Source organism: Granulicatella sp. zg-84 (assembly GCF_010892375.1).
In the GTDB taxonomy this organism is placed as follows: domain Bacteria; phylum Bacillota; class Bacilli; order Lactobacillales; family Aerococcaceae; genus WM01.
In genome coordinates this window covers 1-17,984 of record NZ_WNJX01000008.1, presented here as the reverse complement: position 1 = coordinate 17,984, position 17,984 = coordinate 1, and the positions used below count along the sequence as shown (strand labels likewise).

Below are 17,984 nucleotides of genomic sequence, written 5' to 3'. Positions count from 1 at the left end.
GGATTGACAATCATGTTGCAACTAAATGATGTTACATTTGCTTATGATAAAGTTCCAACCATTCACCATGTGTCTATGGCATTCCAAGAAGGTAAAATAACAGGTATTTTAGGCATGAATGGAAGTGGTAAATCAACGATTATGAAATTGATTATGGGACTACTCAAGGCCGAATCAGGAGAAATCATTTTTGATAATCAACCCATTACAATAAATAAAAAGGCATTGTACGATTATCGTCAAAAAGTGAATATGGTTTTCCAAAACCCTGAACAACAAATTTTTTATACGATTGTTAAAGAAGATATAGCAATGGCATTAAAAAATTTAGGATATGACAAACATGTCATTGATGAACGTGTTTCTAAAGTGCTTGATATAATGGATATTACGCATTTACAAGATAAACCAGTTCAATATTTAAGTTATGGACAAAAAAAACGGGTTGCGATTGCAGGGATGCTTGCTTTACAACCAAGATTTTTACTATTGGATGAACCAACAGCTGGATTAGATCCAAAAGGACGTGACAAAATGAATGAAACAATGCAGCGATTAGTTCAAGCAGGAACAAGTATTATTTTATCCAGTCACGATATGGATTTAATGTATGATTGCTGTGATTATGCCTATGTGATTAAAAAAGGCTCGGTTCTTACTCAAGGAGAAAAATATCAAGTATTTCAAGAAGCAACGTTATTAAAAGAAGCAGGTTTGTCTGTTCCATGGATTGTGAAATTACATCAAACTATTGGAACGCCACTTGCAAAAAATGAAGCATTGTTCTTTGAACATTTTGCACAAAAATAGTAAAATAAAAGAATATGTATTGAAAATAAAGGAGAACATCATGGCAAAATCAATTATGGTTCAAGGGACAGCATCTGATGCAGGAAAAAGTATTATTGTTGCTGGATTATGTCGTATTTTTAAACAAGATGGTTTATCTGTTGTTCCGTTTAAATCTCAAAATATGGCATTGAATTCATTTATTACAAAAAAAGGTGCTGAAATGGGAAGAGCACAAGTGTTTCAATCTGAAGCGGCAGGTGTTGACCCAGATGTACGTATGAATCCTGTTTTATTGAAACCAACATCTGATAGAAAATCCCAAATTGTCTTTATGGGTGAAGTATTAACAGATATGGACGCTGTGGAATATCATGAATTTAAGCAACAACTATTACCAAAAATCAAAGAAGTTTATGAACAATTAAGTGATGAAAATGATGTCATTGTTTTAGAAGGTGCAGGTAGTCCGGCTGAAATCAATTTGAATGACAGAGATATTGTGAATATGGGTATGGCAAAATTAGTAGATGCTCCTGTTATCTTAGTTGCGGATATTGATAAAGGTGGTGTGTTTGCCTCTATTTATGGTACCATTCAACTTATGCCAGAAGAAGATAGAAAACGTGTCAAAGGTGTCATTATCAATAAATTTAGAGGAGATGTTGCCTTACTTCAATCAGGTATTGATATGATTGAATCTTTAACAAATGTAAAAGTATTAGGTGTTGTACCATATGCACATCTAGATATTGATAGTGAAGATAGTGTTGCATTGGTACAAAAAAGTAGACGTTTTGATACGAAAAAAGATTTAGATGTTGCGATTGTTGGATTAAAACGTATGTCTAATTTTACAGATTTCCATAGCTTAGAAATTCAACCAGACGTATCTGTACGTTATGTGATGCCAGGAGATGCCATTGGTTTGCCTGATTTATTGATTTTACCGGGTAGTAAAAATACGATTGAAGATATGCATTATTTAAGAGAATCCGGTTTAGAAAAAGAAATTTTACATTGTTTAGAAAAAGATGTACATATTTTTGGCATTTGTGGTGGTTATCAATTACTAGGTAAAAAAATGACAGATCCTCTACATGTTGAATCCTCTATTGAAGAAATTGAAGGATTAGGATTATTAGACGCATGTACCACTTTTAAATCTGTGAAACGTACAACACAAGTTAAAGCAGACCACGATGGACATGTATTAGAAGGATACGAAATACACATGGGTGAAACGACGATTGCAGACGGTGTCACACCATTTTCAACAATAACTGTCCAAAATGGTGAAGAAACAAGTCGACTAGATGGCGCGATTGGGCATAATGGGCAAGTGCAAGGAACATATTTACATGGTGTATTTGATAATTTAGATTGGACAAGAGATTATTTGAATGGTATCCGTGTAAAAAAAGGTTTAGAGCCAATTACAGAAAAACCAGTGACGATAAAAGAATTTAAAGATAGAGAATATGATAAACTTGCCACTATTTTGCGTAATAGTTTAGATATGGAACAAATTTATAAGATTTTAAATAAGGAAGATTAGCATGAGAATTTATACAAAATACGGAGATAAAGGTTTTACAAGATTATATGGAGGCGACCGTGTGTCTAAAACACATATTCGTGTTGAAGCATATGGAACTATGGATGAATTATGTTCCTTTTTAGGTTATTTAACAGCAGAAATGAAACAATACGAAGTGTTGAATGACTTAACAGAAGAATGTGAAGAAATTCAACAACATTTATTCGACTGTGGAAGTGATTTAGCCACTCCTCGTGAATTACGACCATATAAACAAAAAATAGAAGATGTTACCTTTTTAGAAGAAAAAATTGATGCTTATATGGGTATCCCTCCTAAATTGGAACATTTCATTATTCCAGGAGGACATTCTTTAGCAGGTTTATTCCATATGGCAAGAACGATGACAAGACGTTTAGAAAGATGTATTGTTGCTGTTATTGAAGCCGATGAAGCGGTAAACGAGATTGGATTACAATATATCAATCGTTTATCAGATTATTTCTTTGTAATTGCACGTTTAGTAAATTACAGATTAGGAGTAGCTGATAAAAATTATATACGTAGTGCTAAAATTTTCCGTAGTAAAAAACAGGAGGAAGACAAAGATGTATCCAGTCATGATGAACATTAAAAATAAACGTGTTGTAATGATTGGAGGGGGCAATGTCGCAGCTAGAAAATTAAAAAAATTATTACAAGAAGGGGCACATGTCACGATTGTTAGTCCTACATTGCATGAAAGTATTCCAAAGGAATGCATTACATGGATTGAACGTCGTTATGAAACAGGTGATTTAAACGGTGCAAAATTAGTTTTTGCGTGTACAGATGATCAAGAAGTTAATGTACAAATTATGAGAGATGCCGATACGTGTCAATTAGTGAATAATACAGGGGATAAACATTTTTCAGACTTCTATAATGTATCTATCGTTGAGAAAAAAGATTTTTCTATCAATATTTCAACCAATGGTGTTTCTCCTATGAGAGCAAAAGAAATCAGACAAAAATTAGAAAAACTATTAGACGAAATATAAGAGGAAAGCATTATGTATTTATTGTATGTTGGGTTAACACATAAAAATACGCCTATTCATATTCGTGAGGCGATTCATTTCTCTGATGACACATTAGAGAAAGCATTAAAAACATTATACAAAGAAAAAAGTATTTTAGAAGATTGCATTGTATCCACATGTAATCGTACAGAATTATATCTTGTCGTTGACCAATTACATACAGGACGTTATTATGCAAAACATTTTTTAGCAGATTGGTTCCAAGTAGATGTGACAGAATTGGAAAAATATTTAGTCATGAAAGAAGCCGATGAAGCATTACGACATCTTTTAAAAGTATCTGTTGGTTTAGAGTCTAGAATACTAGGTGAAACACAAATTTTAGGACAACTCAAAAAGGCTTTTGAAAAAGCCAATGTAGTTGGAACAACAGGAATTATATTAAATAATGCATTTCGTCAAGCTGTTTCATTTGCTAAACGTATGCATGAGCAATATAAAATCAATGAACGTCCAACATCAGTAAGTTTTGCAGCCATACAACTCTTAGATGCCTTAAATTTAGAAACATCAAACAAAACGGTTGCGTTAATTGGATTAGGTGAGATTGGACAATTATTAGCTAATTATTTATTAGAACGTTCTTTTAAACAAATTCTCTTTTTTAATCGTACACTTGAAAAAGCAGAAAAATATAATAGACATGAGCATATTTGTATTTGTCCGATTGATGCCTTAGAGAAAGAGTTACCAAGAGCGGATATTGTCTTTTCTGCTGTTAGTACACAAACGTATTTAGTACATCCAACAATGTTAAAAGAACAAGCGATTGTTTTTGATTTAGGGGTACCAAGAACGGTGCATCCAACATCCAAGGTAGATTTGTATGATATTGATACACTGACACAAAAATTAGATAGTTATCAAGCACAAAGAGAACAAATTGCACATCAAATTGTATTAAAGATTGATGACGAGCTAATAGCTTTTGATGAATGGCGTAAAAATTTAGGAATTGTACCTCTTATTAAGCAATTAAGAGAAAATGCTCTGAATGCACAAGCCTCTGCTTTAGACAGTTTGGAAAGAAAATTACCACATTTATCAGAAAGAGAACACAAACTTATTCAAAAACACATGAAGAGTATTGTCAATCAACTATTAAAAAATCCGATTTTACAATTAAAAGAAATGTCTGTTGGAGACAATTCGGAGTATGACATTGCACTTGTTGCAAAGATTTTTGGATTAGATTTAACACAGGAGTAATATATGATTATTAAAGTAGGAACACGTAAAAGTCAATTAGCGTTAACACAAACAAAACAAGTGATTGCTTTATTAGAAAAAGCAAATCCTGATGTGACGTTTGAATTAGTGACCTACCAGACAACAGGCGATAAATTAGTACATGCCAGTTTACAAGAAATTGGTGGAAAAGGTGTCTTTGTCAAAGATATTGAAGTTGGTTTACTAAACAAAAAAATTGATATAGCTATTCACAGTTTAAAAGATGTACCGTCTATTTTGCCAAATGGTTGTGTTATAGGCGCTATTCCAAAACGTGAAGATGTAAGAGATTGTATGATTTTTCATCAGCCAAATATGACATTAGATACATTACCGCAAGGTGCAAAAGTTGGTACAAGTAGTTTAAGACGTCAAGCACAATTATTAAAATTAAGACCTGATTTAAACATTGTTGCATTAAGAGGAAATATTGATACACGTATTCAAAAAGTGTTAGACGGAGAATATGATGCCATTGTTTTAGCAATGGCAGGTTTATCGCGTATGGGGTGGTTAGAAAAAGAAACTTTATCCTTACAACCACTAGATACAAAAGTATTTTTACCTGCTATTTCACAAGGTGCTTTAGCGATTGAATGTCGTGAAGAAGATACGTATGTTTTAGACATTATTCAACGTATACACGATGAAAAAACGGCACAAGAAGTAACCATTGAGCGTGACTTTTTAAAACAAATGGATGGTGATTGTACTTTTCCTATTGGTGCCTATGCCACTGTACAAGATAATATATATACACTACAAACGATGTTGGCAACAGAAGAAACAATGACATGTGTATATGCAACTGTTTCTGATGAACAAGCACATACATTGGCAAAAAACGCGGCAGATTGTTTAGAGGCACAAGGTGCTTTTGGTCGGAAAAAGTAGTTAAGAACAAGAGATAGTAGAACATGAGATATGATGATAAAACATACGGTATCGTCATTATAAAATAAGGAGTGATGCCAATGGGAAAAATTGTATTTACAAGAGAGCATCCTTTAGAAAAAGATTGGACAAATGCATTAAACACATTGGGATTAGATATTGTTCATGCACCATTGATACATTGTACAGCAAATGATATGCCAAAGATGATTTTAAATAATTTGCATAAAGCCGACTGGGTTTTCTTTACGAGTGCAGTGGCGGCAGAGTGCTTTGCACCTTATATGCGTGATTTAAATGTCCGTATTGCAACGATTGGGCATAAAACAACACAAAGTGTAGAGGATTTAGGGTATACAGTTGATTTTGAAAGTGTTAGTCAATACGGTGTTGATTTTGTAGGAGAGTGGTTGACACTTGGTCTGTCACATCAAACAGTATTATTGCCACAAAGTAGTTTATCTAATCCAATTATTGCACAAACACTAAAAGATAATGGGCATACAGCATTAGCTTGGGCAATGTATGACACAAAACCAAACAAAAAAGGACAATCTATGATTGATGCATTGTGTAAAGAAAAAGATGTGATTTGGACATTTGCTAGTCCATCTGCTTGGGAAAGTTTGATACAGGTTAGAGAACAATTACCAAAACATCATCAAGTTGCTGTTATTGGTACGACAACACAACAAGCTGTGATGAATAGTCATCAAATTGTTGATTTTATGCCAGATACACCGGCCATTGATAATATGATTGAAACCATTATTCAAAATAGAGAAAGAGGTGAATGACATGTTTGCCAGACATAGACGTTTAAGACAAACAAAGGCATTTAGAGATTTAGTAAGAGAGACAAGTTTGTCTGTCAATGATTTTATTCAACCAATTTTTGTAAAAGAAGATTTACAAGAACCAAAAGAAATTCTGTCAATGCCTAATGTATATCAATTACCATTAACGCATGTGTTAGATGAAGTCAAAGAGATTGTTTCTTTGGGGATACAAGCTATTATTGTTTTTGGTATTCCAAAGCATAAAGATGAGATTGGTTCAGCCGCATGGGACGATGATGGGATTGTGCAACAAGCTATTCGTTTAATCAAAAAACATTATCCAGACTTAATTGTAATTGCTGATACATGTTTATGTGAATTTACAAGTCATGGACATTGCGGTTTATTAGATAGAGGTCATGTTTGTAATGATATATCTCTTGAAAAATTAACCCAAGTAGCTATTTCACAAGCAAAAGCAGGTGCAGATATTATCGCTCCGTCAAATGCAATGGACGGGTATGTCATGTCTATTCGCAAAGGATTAGATGAAGCAGGTTTTGCTTATACACCAATTATGTCGTATTCTGTTAAATTCGCCTCTAGCTTTTATGGACCATTTAGAGATGCGGGAGAAAGTGCACCAGCTTTTGGCGATAGAAAAACATATCAAATGGATCCTGCTAATCGTTTAGAAGCACTAAGAGAAGCAAAAAGTGATGAAGAAGAAGGTGCAGACTTCTTAATGGTTAAACCTGCACTTGCCTTTTTAGATATTTTAAGAGATGTAAAAGAAAGAACGCATTTACCAGTTGTTGCGTATAATGTAAGTGGTGAATATGCCATGGTGAAAGCAGCCGCACAAAATGGTTGGATTGATGAAAAATTAGTCGTTCTAGAAATGTTAACAGGTATGAAGCGTGCTGGAGCAGATTTAATTTTAACATACTTTGCCAAAGATGCCGCAACATATCTTCAGCAGTAAGGAGTAAACAATGAAAATAGAACAGTCAGTAAAATCTTTTGAGGCATCTCAAAACGTATTTCCAGGTGGAGTAAATAGTCCAGTAAGAGCATTTAAAGCTGTGGGAGGTATACCTTTATTCATTGATAAAGCAAAAGGAGCCTATCTTTATGATGTTGATGGTAATCAATACATTGATTATGTGTTGTCATGGGGACCAATGATTTTAGGCCATGCACAAGATGATGTGATTGATGCTGTTCAAAAAGCTGTGTTAAAAGGAACAAGTTATGGTGCTCCAAGTCCAACAGAAACACGATTGGGTGAATTATTACAAAAACGAGTACCTTATTTGGAAAAATTACGTATGGTTAGCTCAGGAACAGAGGCAACTATGAGTGCCATTCGTGTGGCACGTGGTGTAACAAAACGTGATAAAATTATTAAATTTATTGGCTGTTATCATGGGCATAGTGATGCGTTTTTAGTTCAAGCGGGTTCGGGTGTGGCGACATTTGGATTGCCTAATTCTCCGGGTGTACCGGCTTCTACGGCACAAGATACACTAACATTACCTTATAACGATATAGAGGCATTAAACGCATGTTTTGAACAATGTGGAGATGATATTGCATGTGTCATTATCGAAGCAGTTGCAGGCAATATGGGTTTGATTAAAGCCGATGAAGCATTTATACAAGCCATTCGTTCATTGACAAAAAAACACGGCGCATTGTTTATTATTGATGAAGTGATGACAGGTTTTAGAGCAAGTTATACAGGCGCAACAGGATTATATGATGTTGAACCAGATTTAATTTGTCTTGGTAAAGTCGTGGGTGGTGGTTTCCCAGTTGCTGTTTTTGGTGGTAAAAAAGAATATATGGACGAAGTAGCCCCTTTAGGTAGCATCTATCAAGCAGGGACATTATCTGGTAACCCGATTGCCATGACGGCAGGTTATGAAACAGTTAACCGTTTAACACCCGATTTATTTAAACAAATGGAAAAACATGTTGATATGCTGTGTACAGGATTGAAAGAGTTGGCAAACAAATACACTATACCTTTACAAGTCGTGAGTGCAGGGACAATGTTTGGATTCTTCTTTAACGAAAATGCAGTAAAAAACTTTGAAGATTCTAAATCAAGTGATCAAGATTTATTTGCTAAAGTGCATCGTTTATTACTTGAAAAAGGGGTGTATATTGCACCTTCTCAATATGAATCGAATTTCATGTCAACAGCACATACGACAGAAGATATTGAGCGTACATTGAATGTATTTGACGATGTATTTGGTGAGCTATATGGGTAAGATTGTATTAGTCACGGGAGGTGCTAGAAGTGGCAAATCTTCCTTTACCGAAGAACAGCTGTGGGATAAAGACAATGTTTGCTATATTGCCACAGGGGTGATGAAACAACCAGATGCAGAATGGCAAGAGCGTGTACGGTTGCATCAAGAACGTCGACCAAAATCATGGGGAAACCATGAACAATACGATCATATTGGTGCATGGATACAGACACAATCGTACGATTATTATTTATTAGATTGTGCAACGATGTTAACGACGAATGTTTTGTTTGATACGGTAGAAACATTATTTCCTGAGAAAATTATGATGGAAGATACGAATTTTTTAACGAAAGAACAACAAAGTATTGTGACAGCACATATTCAAAAAGAATGGCAAGCCGTGATGGATGCTGTTAGAGAAAAAGATACAACAATGTATATTGTGACGAATGAAATCGGATTGGGTATTGTCCCTGATACAGCATTAGGGCGCTATTTTAGAGATGTTCTAGGCAATATCAATCAACATTTAGCAAAGGAGGCAAGTGAAGTCTACTTAGTCATTTGTGGGCTATCACAACGATTAAAATGATAAAAGCATTGATTATTTACACACAATTTTTTAGTCGCATTGCTATTCCTAAAACGATAGATATATCTTATGTGCGAAAAGGAATTCCATTTATTACATTATTTGGTTTTTTGATTGGTCTTATATCTGGAGCATTTTACTTTATTACCCAATTATTTTTACCAAAGCTAATTGCATGGATACTTACCTTTCTGTTTGATGTTTTATTAACAGGAGGATTTCACTTAGACGGTTTGGCAGATATGGCAGATGGCTTGTTTTCCTCACGAAAAAAAGAACGTATGTTAGAAATCATGAAAGACAGTCGCATTGGTAGTAATGGTGTGCTCGCCTTAATTTTGTATTATAGCGTAATGTTTGTATCTTTTTCGTATTTACCAGAACCTAAATGGTTTATTGTTGTTTGTCTATCCATGATAGGTAAAGCCGGCTTATCGTTACAACTTTATGAAATGACTTATGCACGAGCAACAGGAGGTTCTGGTCAATTTTTCTCAGGAACGACTTTAACCCAAATTGCTTTGGCACAAATATTACCGATTGTATCGTTAACGTTGGTATTTGGTATAAAAGGCTTTGTAGGATATATGCTTGTGTTATTAGGAGCAGTGGGATATAGATGGTTTGTCTACAAAAAAATAGATGGGCATACAGGAGATACATTAGGAGCATTTGTTGAAATTGCTCATATCTTATTATTGTTAGGACTGATGATATGAAAGTTTATATGATGCGACATGGCGAAACGGATTATAATAAAGCAAGATGTTTTTACGGGAGTGCAGATGTGTCTATCAATGACACAGGTAAACAACAAGCACATCGCATAAAAGACATTATGGCAGATTATCCAGTCGATAAAATTTACATCAGTACATTAAAAAGAACTTATGAAACAGCCAGTATCATTTTTGAAAATCAAGTATTTGATACAGTAAAAGGCTTTGATGAAAAAGGATTTGGTCAGTGGGAAGGGTTAAATGCTGATCAAATTCAAGCAACATATCCTGAGGAATGGCAAGCGTGGTTGGAGGCACCTTTTGAGGTAACTCCACCACTAGCTGAACCATTTACTCAGTTTCAACATCGTGTTTGGGAAGCATTTGACAGAATTTTGAAAGCCCATCAAAACGACAGTATTGCGATTGTGGCACATTTAGGCGTGTTACGGTTGCTCTATCAATCAGTGATTGATAAAGATGCTGTTTTTTGGAACATTGATTTTCCACAAGGCACTGTCACATGCTTTGAAAACACCCATTCTAATGAATGGGAAAGCTATTTAATAACTAGGAAGGAGGCATAAAATGGGGAAACATATTCAAGATAAAGTAATATTTGAAAATGGGGTAGAATTAAGAAATAGAGTTGTCATGGCCCCTATGACCATTAGTGCATGTGAACCAGGAGGCTATGTGTCACAAGCAGATATTGATTATTATAAACAACGTGCAAAAGGAGTAGGTATGATTGTCACAGGTTGTGCTTATATTGATCCTTTAGGACAAGCATTTGAAAACAGTTTTAGCGTCGCTGAAGACGATAAAATTGAAGGATTAAGCCGATTAGCAAAAGCCATTCAAGAAGAAGGTAGTTTGGCAATTTTACAAATTTATCATGGAGGTAGAATGGTCTTTCCTGATGTGATAGGTGGCAAACAGCCTGTTGCACCAAGTGCTGTCAATGCGATTAGAAGTTTTACGGTTACACCAAGAGCACTAACAGCACCCGAAGTAAATGAGATGATGGATCTGTTTTTACGTGCAATTGAACGTGCAATGGAAGCAGGATTTGATGGGGTTGAATTGCATGGTGCAAATACTTATTTACTACAACAATTCTATTCACCACATTCAAATATTCGTCGTGATAAATGGGGTGGAACACCAAATAATCGAATGCGTTTTTCAAAAACATTAGTGAAAAAGGCGAAACAGCTTATTAAAGAAAAAGCAACAAAACCATTTTTACTAGGCTATCGCTTTTCTCCAGAAGAAATTGAAAATCCAGGTATTACACTGTTTGATACATTACAGTTGATTGAGCAACTCATTCGTAATGGTATAGATTATTTGCATACTTCAGTATCAAATGTATGGCGTTCATCTCTTAGAGAAACCAATCAAACAGAACCAATTATGCATAAAATTGTTGAGAAAATTGACAATCGAGTACCTTTTATTGCTGTTGGAAATATTCGCACAGGTGAAGATGCTCAAAAAGTATTGGATGCCAATATTCCATTGTTTGCATTGGGAAAACCATTATTACTAGATCCTGAATGGACCCAAAAAGTTGCTCAAGGAAGAGAAAACGAAATTATCACTGTTTATAAAGACGAGTTACAAAATATTTTAAAACTGCCAACAACGTTTGTTGAAGAGTTAAGAGATTATTTAGAAGGAAAATATTAAATTCAAGGGAGATTTTATTATTATGAAAAAAAGCAAATTATGGCTTGGCTTAGCAGGATCAGTGCTGATGTTAGCAGCTTGTCAACAAAAACAAGACGCAACATCAGAAAATAAAATGGATAAAACAGAAATGGCGTCCGATAAAGAAAAATTAACAATTGCATGGAGTCAAGATGTTGGAGATTTAAATCCGCATCGCTACAATCCGGATCAATTTGTGACACAAGATATGGTCTATGAGGGCTTAGTACGTTATGGGGACAACGGTGTTATCGAACCTGTTTTAGCAGAATCGTGGAAAATTAGTGAAGACGGTAAAACATACACATTTAAATTAAGACATGCTAAATTCTCAGATGGATCTGAATTTAATGCTAAAAACGTTAAGCGTAATTTCGATACAATTTTTTCAGAAGCAAATAAATCAAATCATTCATGGTTTAATTTCACACAACAATTAGACACATATAAAGTTGTTGATGACTACACATTTGAATTAACATTAAAACAACCTTACAGTGCAACATTGTATGATTTAGCCATGATTCGCCCAATTCGTTTCTTAGGAGATGCAGGATTTCCAGAGGGTGATGATACAACCAAAGACAATGTAAAAATGTCTGTTGGAACAGGACAATGGGTTTTAAAAGAAAAGAAAAAAGACGAGTATGCAACTTTTGTTCGTAATGAAAATTATTGGGGAGAAAAACCAAAATTAAAAGAAGTTACGATTAAAATCATTGCAGACCCACAAACGAGAGTATTAGAGTTTGAGTCTGGTAATTTAGACTTATTATACGGAAATGGATTGATTAGTTTAGATACTTTTGCACAATATGCAAAAGATAGTAAATATAAAACAGGGGTATCTGACCCACTATCTACACGTTTATTATTATTGAATGCTAAACAGCCTGTTTTCCAAGATAGAGTCGTTCGTAAAGCAATGAATCATGCGATGAATAAAAAAGAAATTTCAGAGAACTTATTTAGAGGAACAGAAAAACCAGCAGACACTATTTTCTCTAAAAAAACACCTCACTCTGACGCAGGATTAACACCTTATGAATATGATGTCAAAAAAGCAGAATCACTATTAGATGAAGCCGGATGGAAAAAAGGTGCAGACGGCGTTCGTGAAAAAGATGGTAAAAAATTAACAATCAACATGCCATATATTTCAACTAATGCCGCAGATAAAGATTTAGGTGAATATTTCCAAGGTGAATGGAAAAAATTAGGAATTGATGTGCAATTACAAGCAATGGAAGAAAATGGATACTGGACAAATGCAAAATCAGGTAATTTTGACATGATGCTAACGTATTCATGGGGAGCACCATGGGATCCACACGCATGGATGACAGCACTTGCTGAAACAGCAGAACATGGACATCCTGAAAGTATTTCTTTAGAAGCATTGGCGGTTAAACCTGAATTAGACAAAGTCATAAGAGAAACATTGGTAGAACCAGATGAAGCAAAAGTTGATGCAGGTTATAAAAAAGCACTGACAATCTTACACGAAGAAGCAGTGTATATTCCAATTACGTATCAATCTGTTGTATCTGTTTATCGTGCAGGTGAATTAGAAGGTGTACGTTTTGCACCTGAAGAAAATTCTCTACCACTACGCTACATTAGTAAAGCAAAATAGTACATTTATAAAAGAGAAGAGGCCCCACACGCATAAGTGGGGCTTTCATTTAGAAAAGGATGAAGAAGATATGTTAAAAAAATGCCTATCATTTTTTGTTGCTTTATTACTAATCTCGATATTGACCTTTTTGCTAACAAAACTATCCTCTCAAGATCCCGCTGAAAGTTACTTACGCATTTCCAAAATTGGTATTACAGCAGAATCTTTAGCCAATGCAAGAGAGTATTTAGGATTAAATAAATCATGGCTTGAACAATATTTAGATTGGTTATCTAAAGCGATTGTTGGTAATTTTGGCAACTCCTACTTATTAAAATTACCCGTTTTACCACTTGTAGCGACAAGTTTTTTATCGACTTTATATTTAGGATCTATTTCATTTATATTAGTTATTGTCATATCGTTACCATTAGGTGTACTAACAGGTATACGCAAACACTCTATTTTGGATAGAGTAATACAATTTTTCTGTTTTTCAAGTGTTTCCGTGCCTACGTTTTGGTTAGGTTATCTATTGATTATTCTTTTTGCCGTTCAATTAAAATGGCTACCCGTTTCCGGTAAAGGAGATATAACAAGTGTTATTTTGCCAAGTATTACATTGAGTATTCCAATTATTGGGCAATATACAGCACTCATTCGTAAAGTGATTAGTGAACAAATGGACAGTGTCCACGTCCAAAATGCAATGTTACGTGGTGTCAAAATGTCTTATATCATTAAACATCACTTATTACGAAATGCTCTACCAGCTATTGTAACAGGACTTAGTTTGACCTTTATTTATTTAATTACAGGGTCATTGATTATTGAAGAAGTATTTGCATTTAATGGTATCGGAGGATTATTTGTTCACGCTTTACAATCAACAGATATTCCGATTATTCAAGCGTGCATGCTCTTATTTGGTTCCTTATTTTTAGTCAATAATTTAGTGGTACACGACATTACATTATGGATTGACCCACGTATTAGAAAAAGAGGTGAAACCAAACATGTCTAAACGTTTTATTTTTTCACTGACCATTTTATCTATTTTACTTATTTGTGCGATTTTTGCCTCTATGATTGCTCCATTTGATCCGCAATATGTGGATATTACGCATAAATTACTTGCACCCGAGCAATCTCATTTATTAGGAACAGATCAATTAGGTAGAGATGTTTTGTCTAGATTGTTGTATGGGGCTAGATTTTCTTTATTTTTAGCATTTTTAATTACCGTACTAGAAGTAACAATAGGGGTTACTATTGGTTTAATCATTGGCTGGTATCAAGGAAAAGTGGAACAAACATTTTTATGGTTTGCCAATGTCATTTCTGCTTTCCCAAGTTTCTTGTTGTCTTTGGCAACCATTGGTATTTTAGGGCAAGGAATGAGTAATATGGTCATTGCGGTTGTCATTGTAGAGTGGGTTTACTATGCTCGTTTAGTTATCAATCTTGTAAAAAGTGCCAAAGAAGAATCATTTGTAACAGCTTCACTCACAATGGGAATGCCTATTATACACGTGCTAAAAGTACATATTTTGCCATTTATTTATAAACCTATTTTAGTTGTAGCTTTAATGAATATTGGGAACATTATTTTAATGATTTCAGGATTTTCATTTTTAGGTATTGGTGTTCAACCCAATGTGTCAGAATGGGGCATGATGTTACACGACGCACGTCCATATTTCAGAACAGCTGTTTGGACGATGATGTCCCCTGGTCTTGCCATTTTCTTAACAGTTATTTCTTTTAATTTATTAGGAGAACATTTTGATGAGAAAGGGTGGAAACAATTATGGAAAAATTAGTTGTAGATGCTCTATCTGTTCAAATTGGTGATACTGTTTTGCTCAACCATATTGATATTGACTTAACAATAGGTAAGTCTTTAATCATTATTGGGGAAAGTGGTTCTGGTAAGACTCTTTTAACCAAAATGATTATTGGACAAGTACCAAAGCAAGCAATCATTAGTGGAAAGATATTGTATAAAGGCCTATCATTATTGGATTTGTCAAAAAAAGAATGGCAAGTACTTCGTGGTACAAAAATTGCTTATATGGTGCAAAATCCAATGGCAATGTTCAATCCATTCCAAAAAATAAAAGTACACTTTTTAGAAACCATTTTAAGTCACGACAAAATGTCTAAAGAGGGTTGTTTGGACAAAGCTATTCAAGCTATGAAAGATGTTCGCCTAGGACATCCACAAGACGTATTAGAAAAGTATCCATTTGAGTTAAGTGGTGGAATGCTTCAACGTGTCATGTTAGCTATTTTGTTATGTTTAAATACGGATACAATTATTTTAGATGAACCGACCTCTGCATTAGATGCTTATAACCGAGATAATATCGTTCGCCTATTGAAAATGTTACTTGAAAAAGGAAAAACATTGATTACCGTCACACATGATTACGACTTAGCACATGCATTAGGTGGCGAAATGTTAGTCATGTACAAAGGCGATATTGTCGAGAGGGGCTTTGTAGAAGACGTATTAGAAAATCCTCAACATCCTTATACACAAGAATTGGTATTAGGCAATCCTTATGAACGGTTGGTGAATGAACATGATTGAATGTCAGCATATTTATAAAAGTTTTCAAGGCAAAGAGATATTAAAAGATTGTCATTTTCATATCAAAAAAGGTGAAATTATTGGTATTATGGGTGAGAGTGGCAGTGGTAAAAGTACACTGGCAAAAATTCTTATTGGACTTGAAAAAGCAACAAAAGGACAAGTATTATTAGACGGAAAACCATACTGTGTTAAAAAAGATGGAGTTCGTATTCTTCTTGTGTTTCAAGATGCATTTCATGCGGTCAATCCATTATTTACTGTGAAGCAAATTTTATGTGAAGCATTAAAAGAAACCATTCAAATGGAAGAAATTAGTGCTATTTTAAAAGATGTAGGATTGGACGATACTTATTTGGAAAAAACGTCTAAAGAACTAAGTGGAGGACAACTACAAAGAATTTGTATTGCTAGAGCATTATTACTAAAACCAGATGTCATTATTTTTGATGAAGCATTAAGTGGATTAGACCCTTTAATTCAAGGACAACTCTTAAAACTTTTATATGACTTAAAAGCAAGATACAATCAAACCTATGTGTTTATTTCACATGATTTTAATTTATGCTATGCAATATGTCATCGTGTATTAGTGATGTTTGAAGGAGAAATTGTTGATGAAATCAATGATTTCAATATACCAATGAACGTGACACATCCCGTGACACAAAATTTATTAAAAGAATCTCAAAATCCAAAATATTCTAAGTGCCAATTACGAAAAATTGTTGTAAAATTAGAAAGTCAAAGACAAAATATGAATGGAGAATAAAAAAGTGAAAAAAACATTTGAAACAAGAAAATTATACTTTGGATTTCCTGTTTTCTTTTTAGGATACAAAGATGATGTTCACGGATACAATATCTCAACATCTAGTTCAGCTTATTCTTTAGGAAGTATGATGGTTATTGCCATGAGAACAAAAGGCAACGCCATTACAGAAATTACAAAACACCGTCAATTTACGGTAAATATTCCAACACAAGAACTAACAAAAGAATCTGAATTAGCTGGTTTTAATAGCCGTAAAGACAAATTTGCTATTACTGGCTTAACCTATACACTAGGTGAAACAGTAGATGCACCACTAGTAGATGCTTGTCCTGTTTCTATTGAATGTGAAGTGATTGAAATGGTTGAATGTGGTGCATTAACAAATGTTATTGCTCGTGTGACAAGACGTGTCGTTGACGACTCTTTAATTGACGAAAATGAAGCATTTAGAAGTGAAATCTTTTCTCCAATTAGTTATATCGGTGACGGTGCTGCACGTCAATACCGTTATTATAATGATGAAGCAATTAAAATGGGAAGTATCATCAAAAAAATTAGAGAAGAACAAGCAGCAGAACAAGAAAATGCTGATAAATAATGGCTCTATAATAAATCGTGTTGGAGATTAAAGTGACCCCTAAAAGTTAGACAATATATATTTAGTTGAAGGATTGAATTCTGTGCTGTACAGGACTCAGTCCTTTTAGTTTTACGTTGATTTGTTTGTTGTCATAGTCAATATAATCTGAAATAGCTACTTTCTTCTAAGAATTGATGATAAAAAGCATGCTGGTACTACTAACCTTGATCACTGTGTATAATGTTTCCTCGGTATATTTTATCAGGGAGTACCTCTTCAAGTATATTTTGGCTCTATGTCAAATAGGGTTGATGACTCATAAAAGGTAGTGATGTCACGAATGTTACGTCACTATCTTTTTAGTTTAAGTCACAAAGTGATGTACGGCTCACCGACATGTACACGATACATGTCTTTTCCCCTACGTTGTGCGGAGAAGGAGCTATTCGTACGTCACTTTTGACTTAAACTATTAAGCAACTAGTGAAGTAGATGGTACGGTATACGGTACATATAACTTACACATGAATAAAATACGATTTCTAAAATGTGAAAAGTTACGATAACCATAGGCATTTCTCTTAAGTACTTTAATTTTATGATTGATTCCTTCAAGTGCACCGTTAGTCAAATGATGGTAGATAAAGGTGTTTTTAATATAGGGTAAATACCCTTTGAAAGTTCTTAATACTCTACGTAAACCAGGAGAAATAGCTTCCTGTTTAGCCCATATGAGTATTTCTTCAAATCGGTCAAAATCTCTATTATGTAAAGCATCTCTTAATTGATGAACGACATCGTATGTGG

Annotated in this window: 20 protein-coding genes and 1 pseudogene; 19 read left to right on the top strand and 2 right to left on the bottom strand. The window is 34.3% G+C overall.

The annotated features are described in order from the left end of the window. Positions 1-12 precede the first annotated feature (12 nt). The 19 genes from GMA06_RS02655 (at position 13) to GMA06_RS02565 (ending at position 17,195) form a co-directional block, all read left to right on the top strand. Entirely contained in the window at positions 13-810 is a 798-nt protein-coding gene (locus GMA06_RS02655; RefSeq protein WP_163561603.1) for an ATP-binding cassette domain-containing protein, read from the top strand. Positions 811-850: 40 nt separating this feature from the next. Next, positions 851-2,347: a cobyric acid synthase gene (locus GMA06_RS02650; protein WP_163545219.1), complete on the top strand. Its 1,497-nt coding sequence runs from the start codon at positions 851-853 to the stop codon at positions 2,345-2,347. A 1-nt stretch (position 2,348) separates the two neighbouring features. Continuing rightward, positions 2,349-2,963 carry a cob(I)yrinic acid a,c-diamide adenosyltransferase gene (locus tag GMA06_RS02645; RefSeq protein ID WP_163545218.1) on the top strand — a complete coding sequence of 205 codons (615 nt, stop codon included), beginning with the start codon at positions 2,349-2,351 and terminating at the stop codon, positions 2,961-2,963. Continuing rightward, entirely contained in the window at positions 2,938-3,369 is a 432-nt protein-coding gene (locus GMA06_RS02640; RefSeq protein WP_163545217.1) for a bifunctional precorrin-2 dehydrogenase/sirohydrochlorin ferrochelatase, read from the top strand. Before GMA06_RS02645 ends, GMA06_RS02640 begins: the two co-directional genes overlap by 26 nt. 12 nt (positions 3,370-3,381) lie before the next feature. After that, positions 3,382-4,620: a glutamyl-tRNA reductase gene (gene hemA / locus GMA06_RS02635; protein ID WP_163561602.1), complete on the top strand. Its 1,239-nt coding sequence runs from the start codon at positions 3,382-3,384 to the stop codon at positions 4,618-4,620. Between the two features lie 3 nt (positions 4,621-4,623). Further along, positions 4,624-5,535, top strand: coding sequence for a hydroxymethylbilane synthase (gene hemC, locus GMA06_RS02630; RefSeq protein WP_163561601.1), 912 nt, complete (start codon positions 4,624-4,626; stop codon positions 5,533-5,535). An 80-nt stretch (positions 5,536-5,615) separates the two neighbouring features. After that, positions 5,616-6,332, top strand: coding sequence for a uroporphyrinogen-III synthase (locus GMA06_RS02625; RefSeq protein ID WP_163561600.1), 717 nt, complete (start codon positions 5,616-5,618; stop codon positions 6,330-6,332). A gap of 1 nt (position 6,333) precedes the next feature. Further along, on the top strand, positions 6,334-7,299 hold the full coding sequence (hemB, locus tag GMA06_RS02620) for a porphobilinogen synthase (protein WP_163561599.1): 966 nt from the start codon (positions 6,334-6,336) through the stop codon (positions 7,297-7,299). Positions 7,300-7,309: 10 nt separating this feature from the next. Next, the gene (hemL, locus tag GMA06_RS02615; RefSeq protein WP_163545212.1) at positions 7,310-8,596 is read left to right on the top strand and encodes a glutamate-1-semialdehyde 2,1-aminomutase; all 1,287 of its coding nucleotides are present in this window, start codon (positions 7,310-7,312) and stop codon (positions 8,594-8,596) included. Further along, entirely contained in the window at positions 8,589-9,173 is a 585-nt protein-coding gene (gene cobU, locus GMA06_RS02610; RefSeq protein WP_163545211.1) for a bifunctional adenosylcobinamide kinase/adenosylcobinamide-phosphate guanylyltransferase, read from the top strand. Before hemL ends, cobU begins: the two co-directional genes overlap by 8 nt. Next, complete coding sequence (gene cobS / locus GMA06_RS02605) at positions 9,170-9,892, top strand: adenosylcobinamide-GDP ribazoletransferase (RefSeq protein WP_163561627.1); 723 nt, start codon at positions 9,170-9,172, stop codon at positions 9,890-9,892. Before cobU ends, cobS begins: the two co-directional genes overlap by 4 nt. Then, complete coding sequence (locus GMA06_RS02600) at positions 9,889-10,479, top strand: histidine phosphatase family protein (protein WP_163545209.1); 591 nt, start codon at positions 9,889-9,891, stop codon at positions 10,477-10,479. The genes cobS and GMA06_RS02600 overlap by 4 nt, the downstream gene beginning before the upstream one ends. A 1-nt stretch (position 10,480) precedes the next feature. Further along, entirely contained in the window at positions 10,481-11,587 is a 1,107-nt protein-coding gene (locus GMA06_RS02595; protein WP_163545208.1) for an NADH-dependent flavin oxidoreductase, read from the top strand. A gap of 115 nt (positions 11,588-11,702) precedes the next feature. Next, entirely contained in the window at positions 11,703-13,244 is a 1,542-nt protein-coding gene (gene nikA, locus GMA06_RS02590; protein ID WP_240328827.1) for a nickel ABC transporter substrate-binding protein, read from the top strand. A gap of 70 nt (positions 13,245-13,314) precedes the next feature. After that, on the top strand, positions 13,315-14,250 hold the full coding sequence (locus GMA06_RS02585) for an ABC transporter permease (RefSeq protein WP_163561598.1): 936 nt from the start codon (positions 13,315-13,317) through the stop codon (positions 14,248-14,250). Beyond that, on the top strand, positions 14,243-15,049 hold the full coding sequence (locus GMA06_RS02580) for an ABC transporter permease (RefSeq protein WP_163545205.1): 807 nt from the start codon (positions 14,243-14,245) through the stop codon (positions 15,047-15,049). Before GMA06_RS02585 ends, GMA06_RS02580 begins: the two co-directional genes overlap by 8 nt. Further along, positions 15,037-15,822: an ABC transporter ATP-binding protein gene (locus GMA06_RS02575; RefSeq protein WP_163561597.1), complete on the top strand. Its 786-nt coding sequence runs from the start codon at positions 15,037-15,039 to the stop codon at positions 15,820-15,822. The genes GMA06_RS02580 and GMA06_RS02575 overlap by 13 nt, the downstream gene beginning before the upstream one ends. Next, the gene (locus tag GMA06_RS02570) at positions 15,815-16,594 is read left to right on the top strand and encodes an ATP-binding cassette domain-containing protein (protein WP_163545203.1); all 780 of its coding nucleotides are present in this window, start codon (positions 15,815-15,817) and stop codon (positions 16,592-16,594) included. Before GMA06_RS02575 ends, GMA06_RS02570 begins: the two co-directional genes overlap by 8 nt. A gap of 4 nt (positions 16,595-16,598) precedes the next feature. Further along, positions 16,599-17,195 (top strand): flavin reductase family protein, encoded by a 597-nt coding sequence (locus GMA06_RS02565; protein ID WP_163561596.1) that lies wholly within the window; start codon positions 16,599-16,601, stop codon positions 17,193-17,195. A 61-nt stretch (positions 17,196-17,256) separates the two neighbouring features. On the opposite strand, the pseudogene GMA06_RS08475 reads toward GMA06_RS02565, so the two are convergent. Continuing rightward, a pseudogene (locus tag GMA06_RS08475) lies at positions 17,257-17,467 on the bottom strand (IS3 family transposase); the annotation flags it as partial. 182 nt (positions 17,468-17,649) lie between these two features. Next, the coding region (locus GMA06_RS02555; protein ID WP_163561595.1) for a transposase at positions 17,650-17,984 on the bottom strand (335 nt) is incomplete at its 5' end.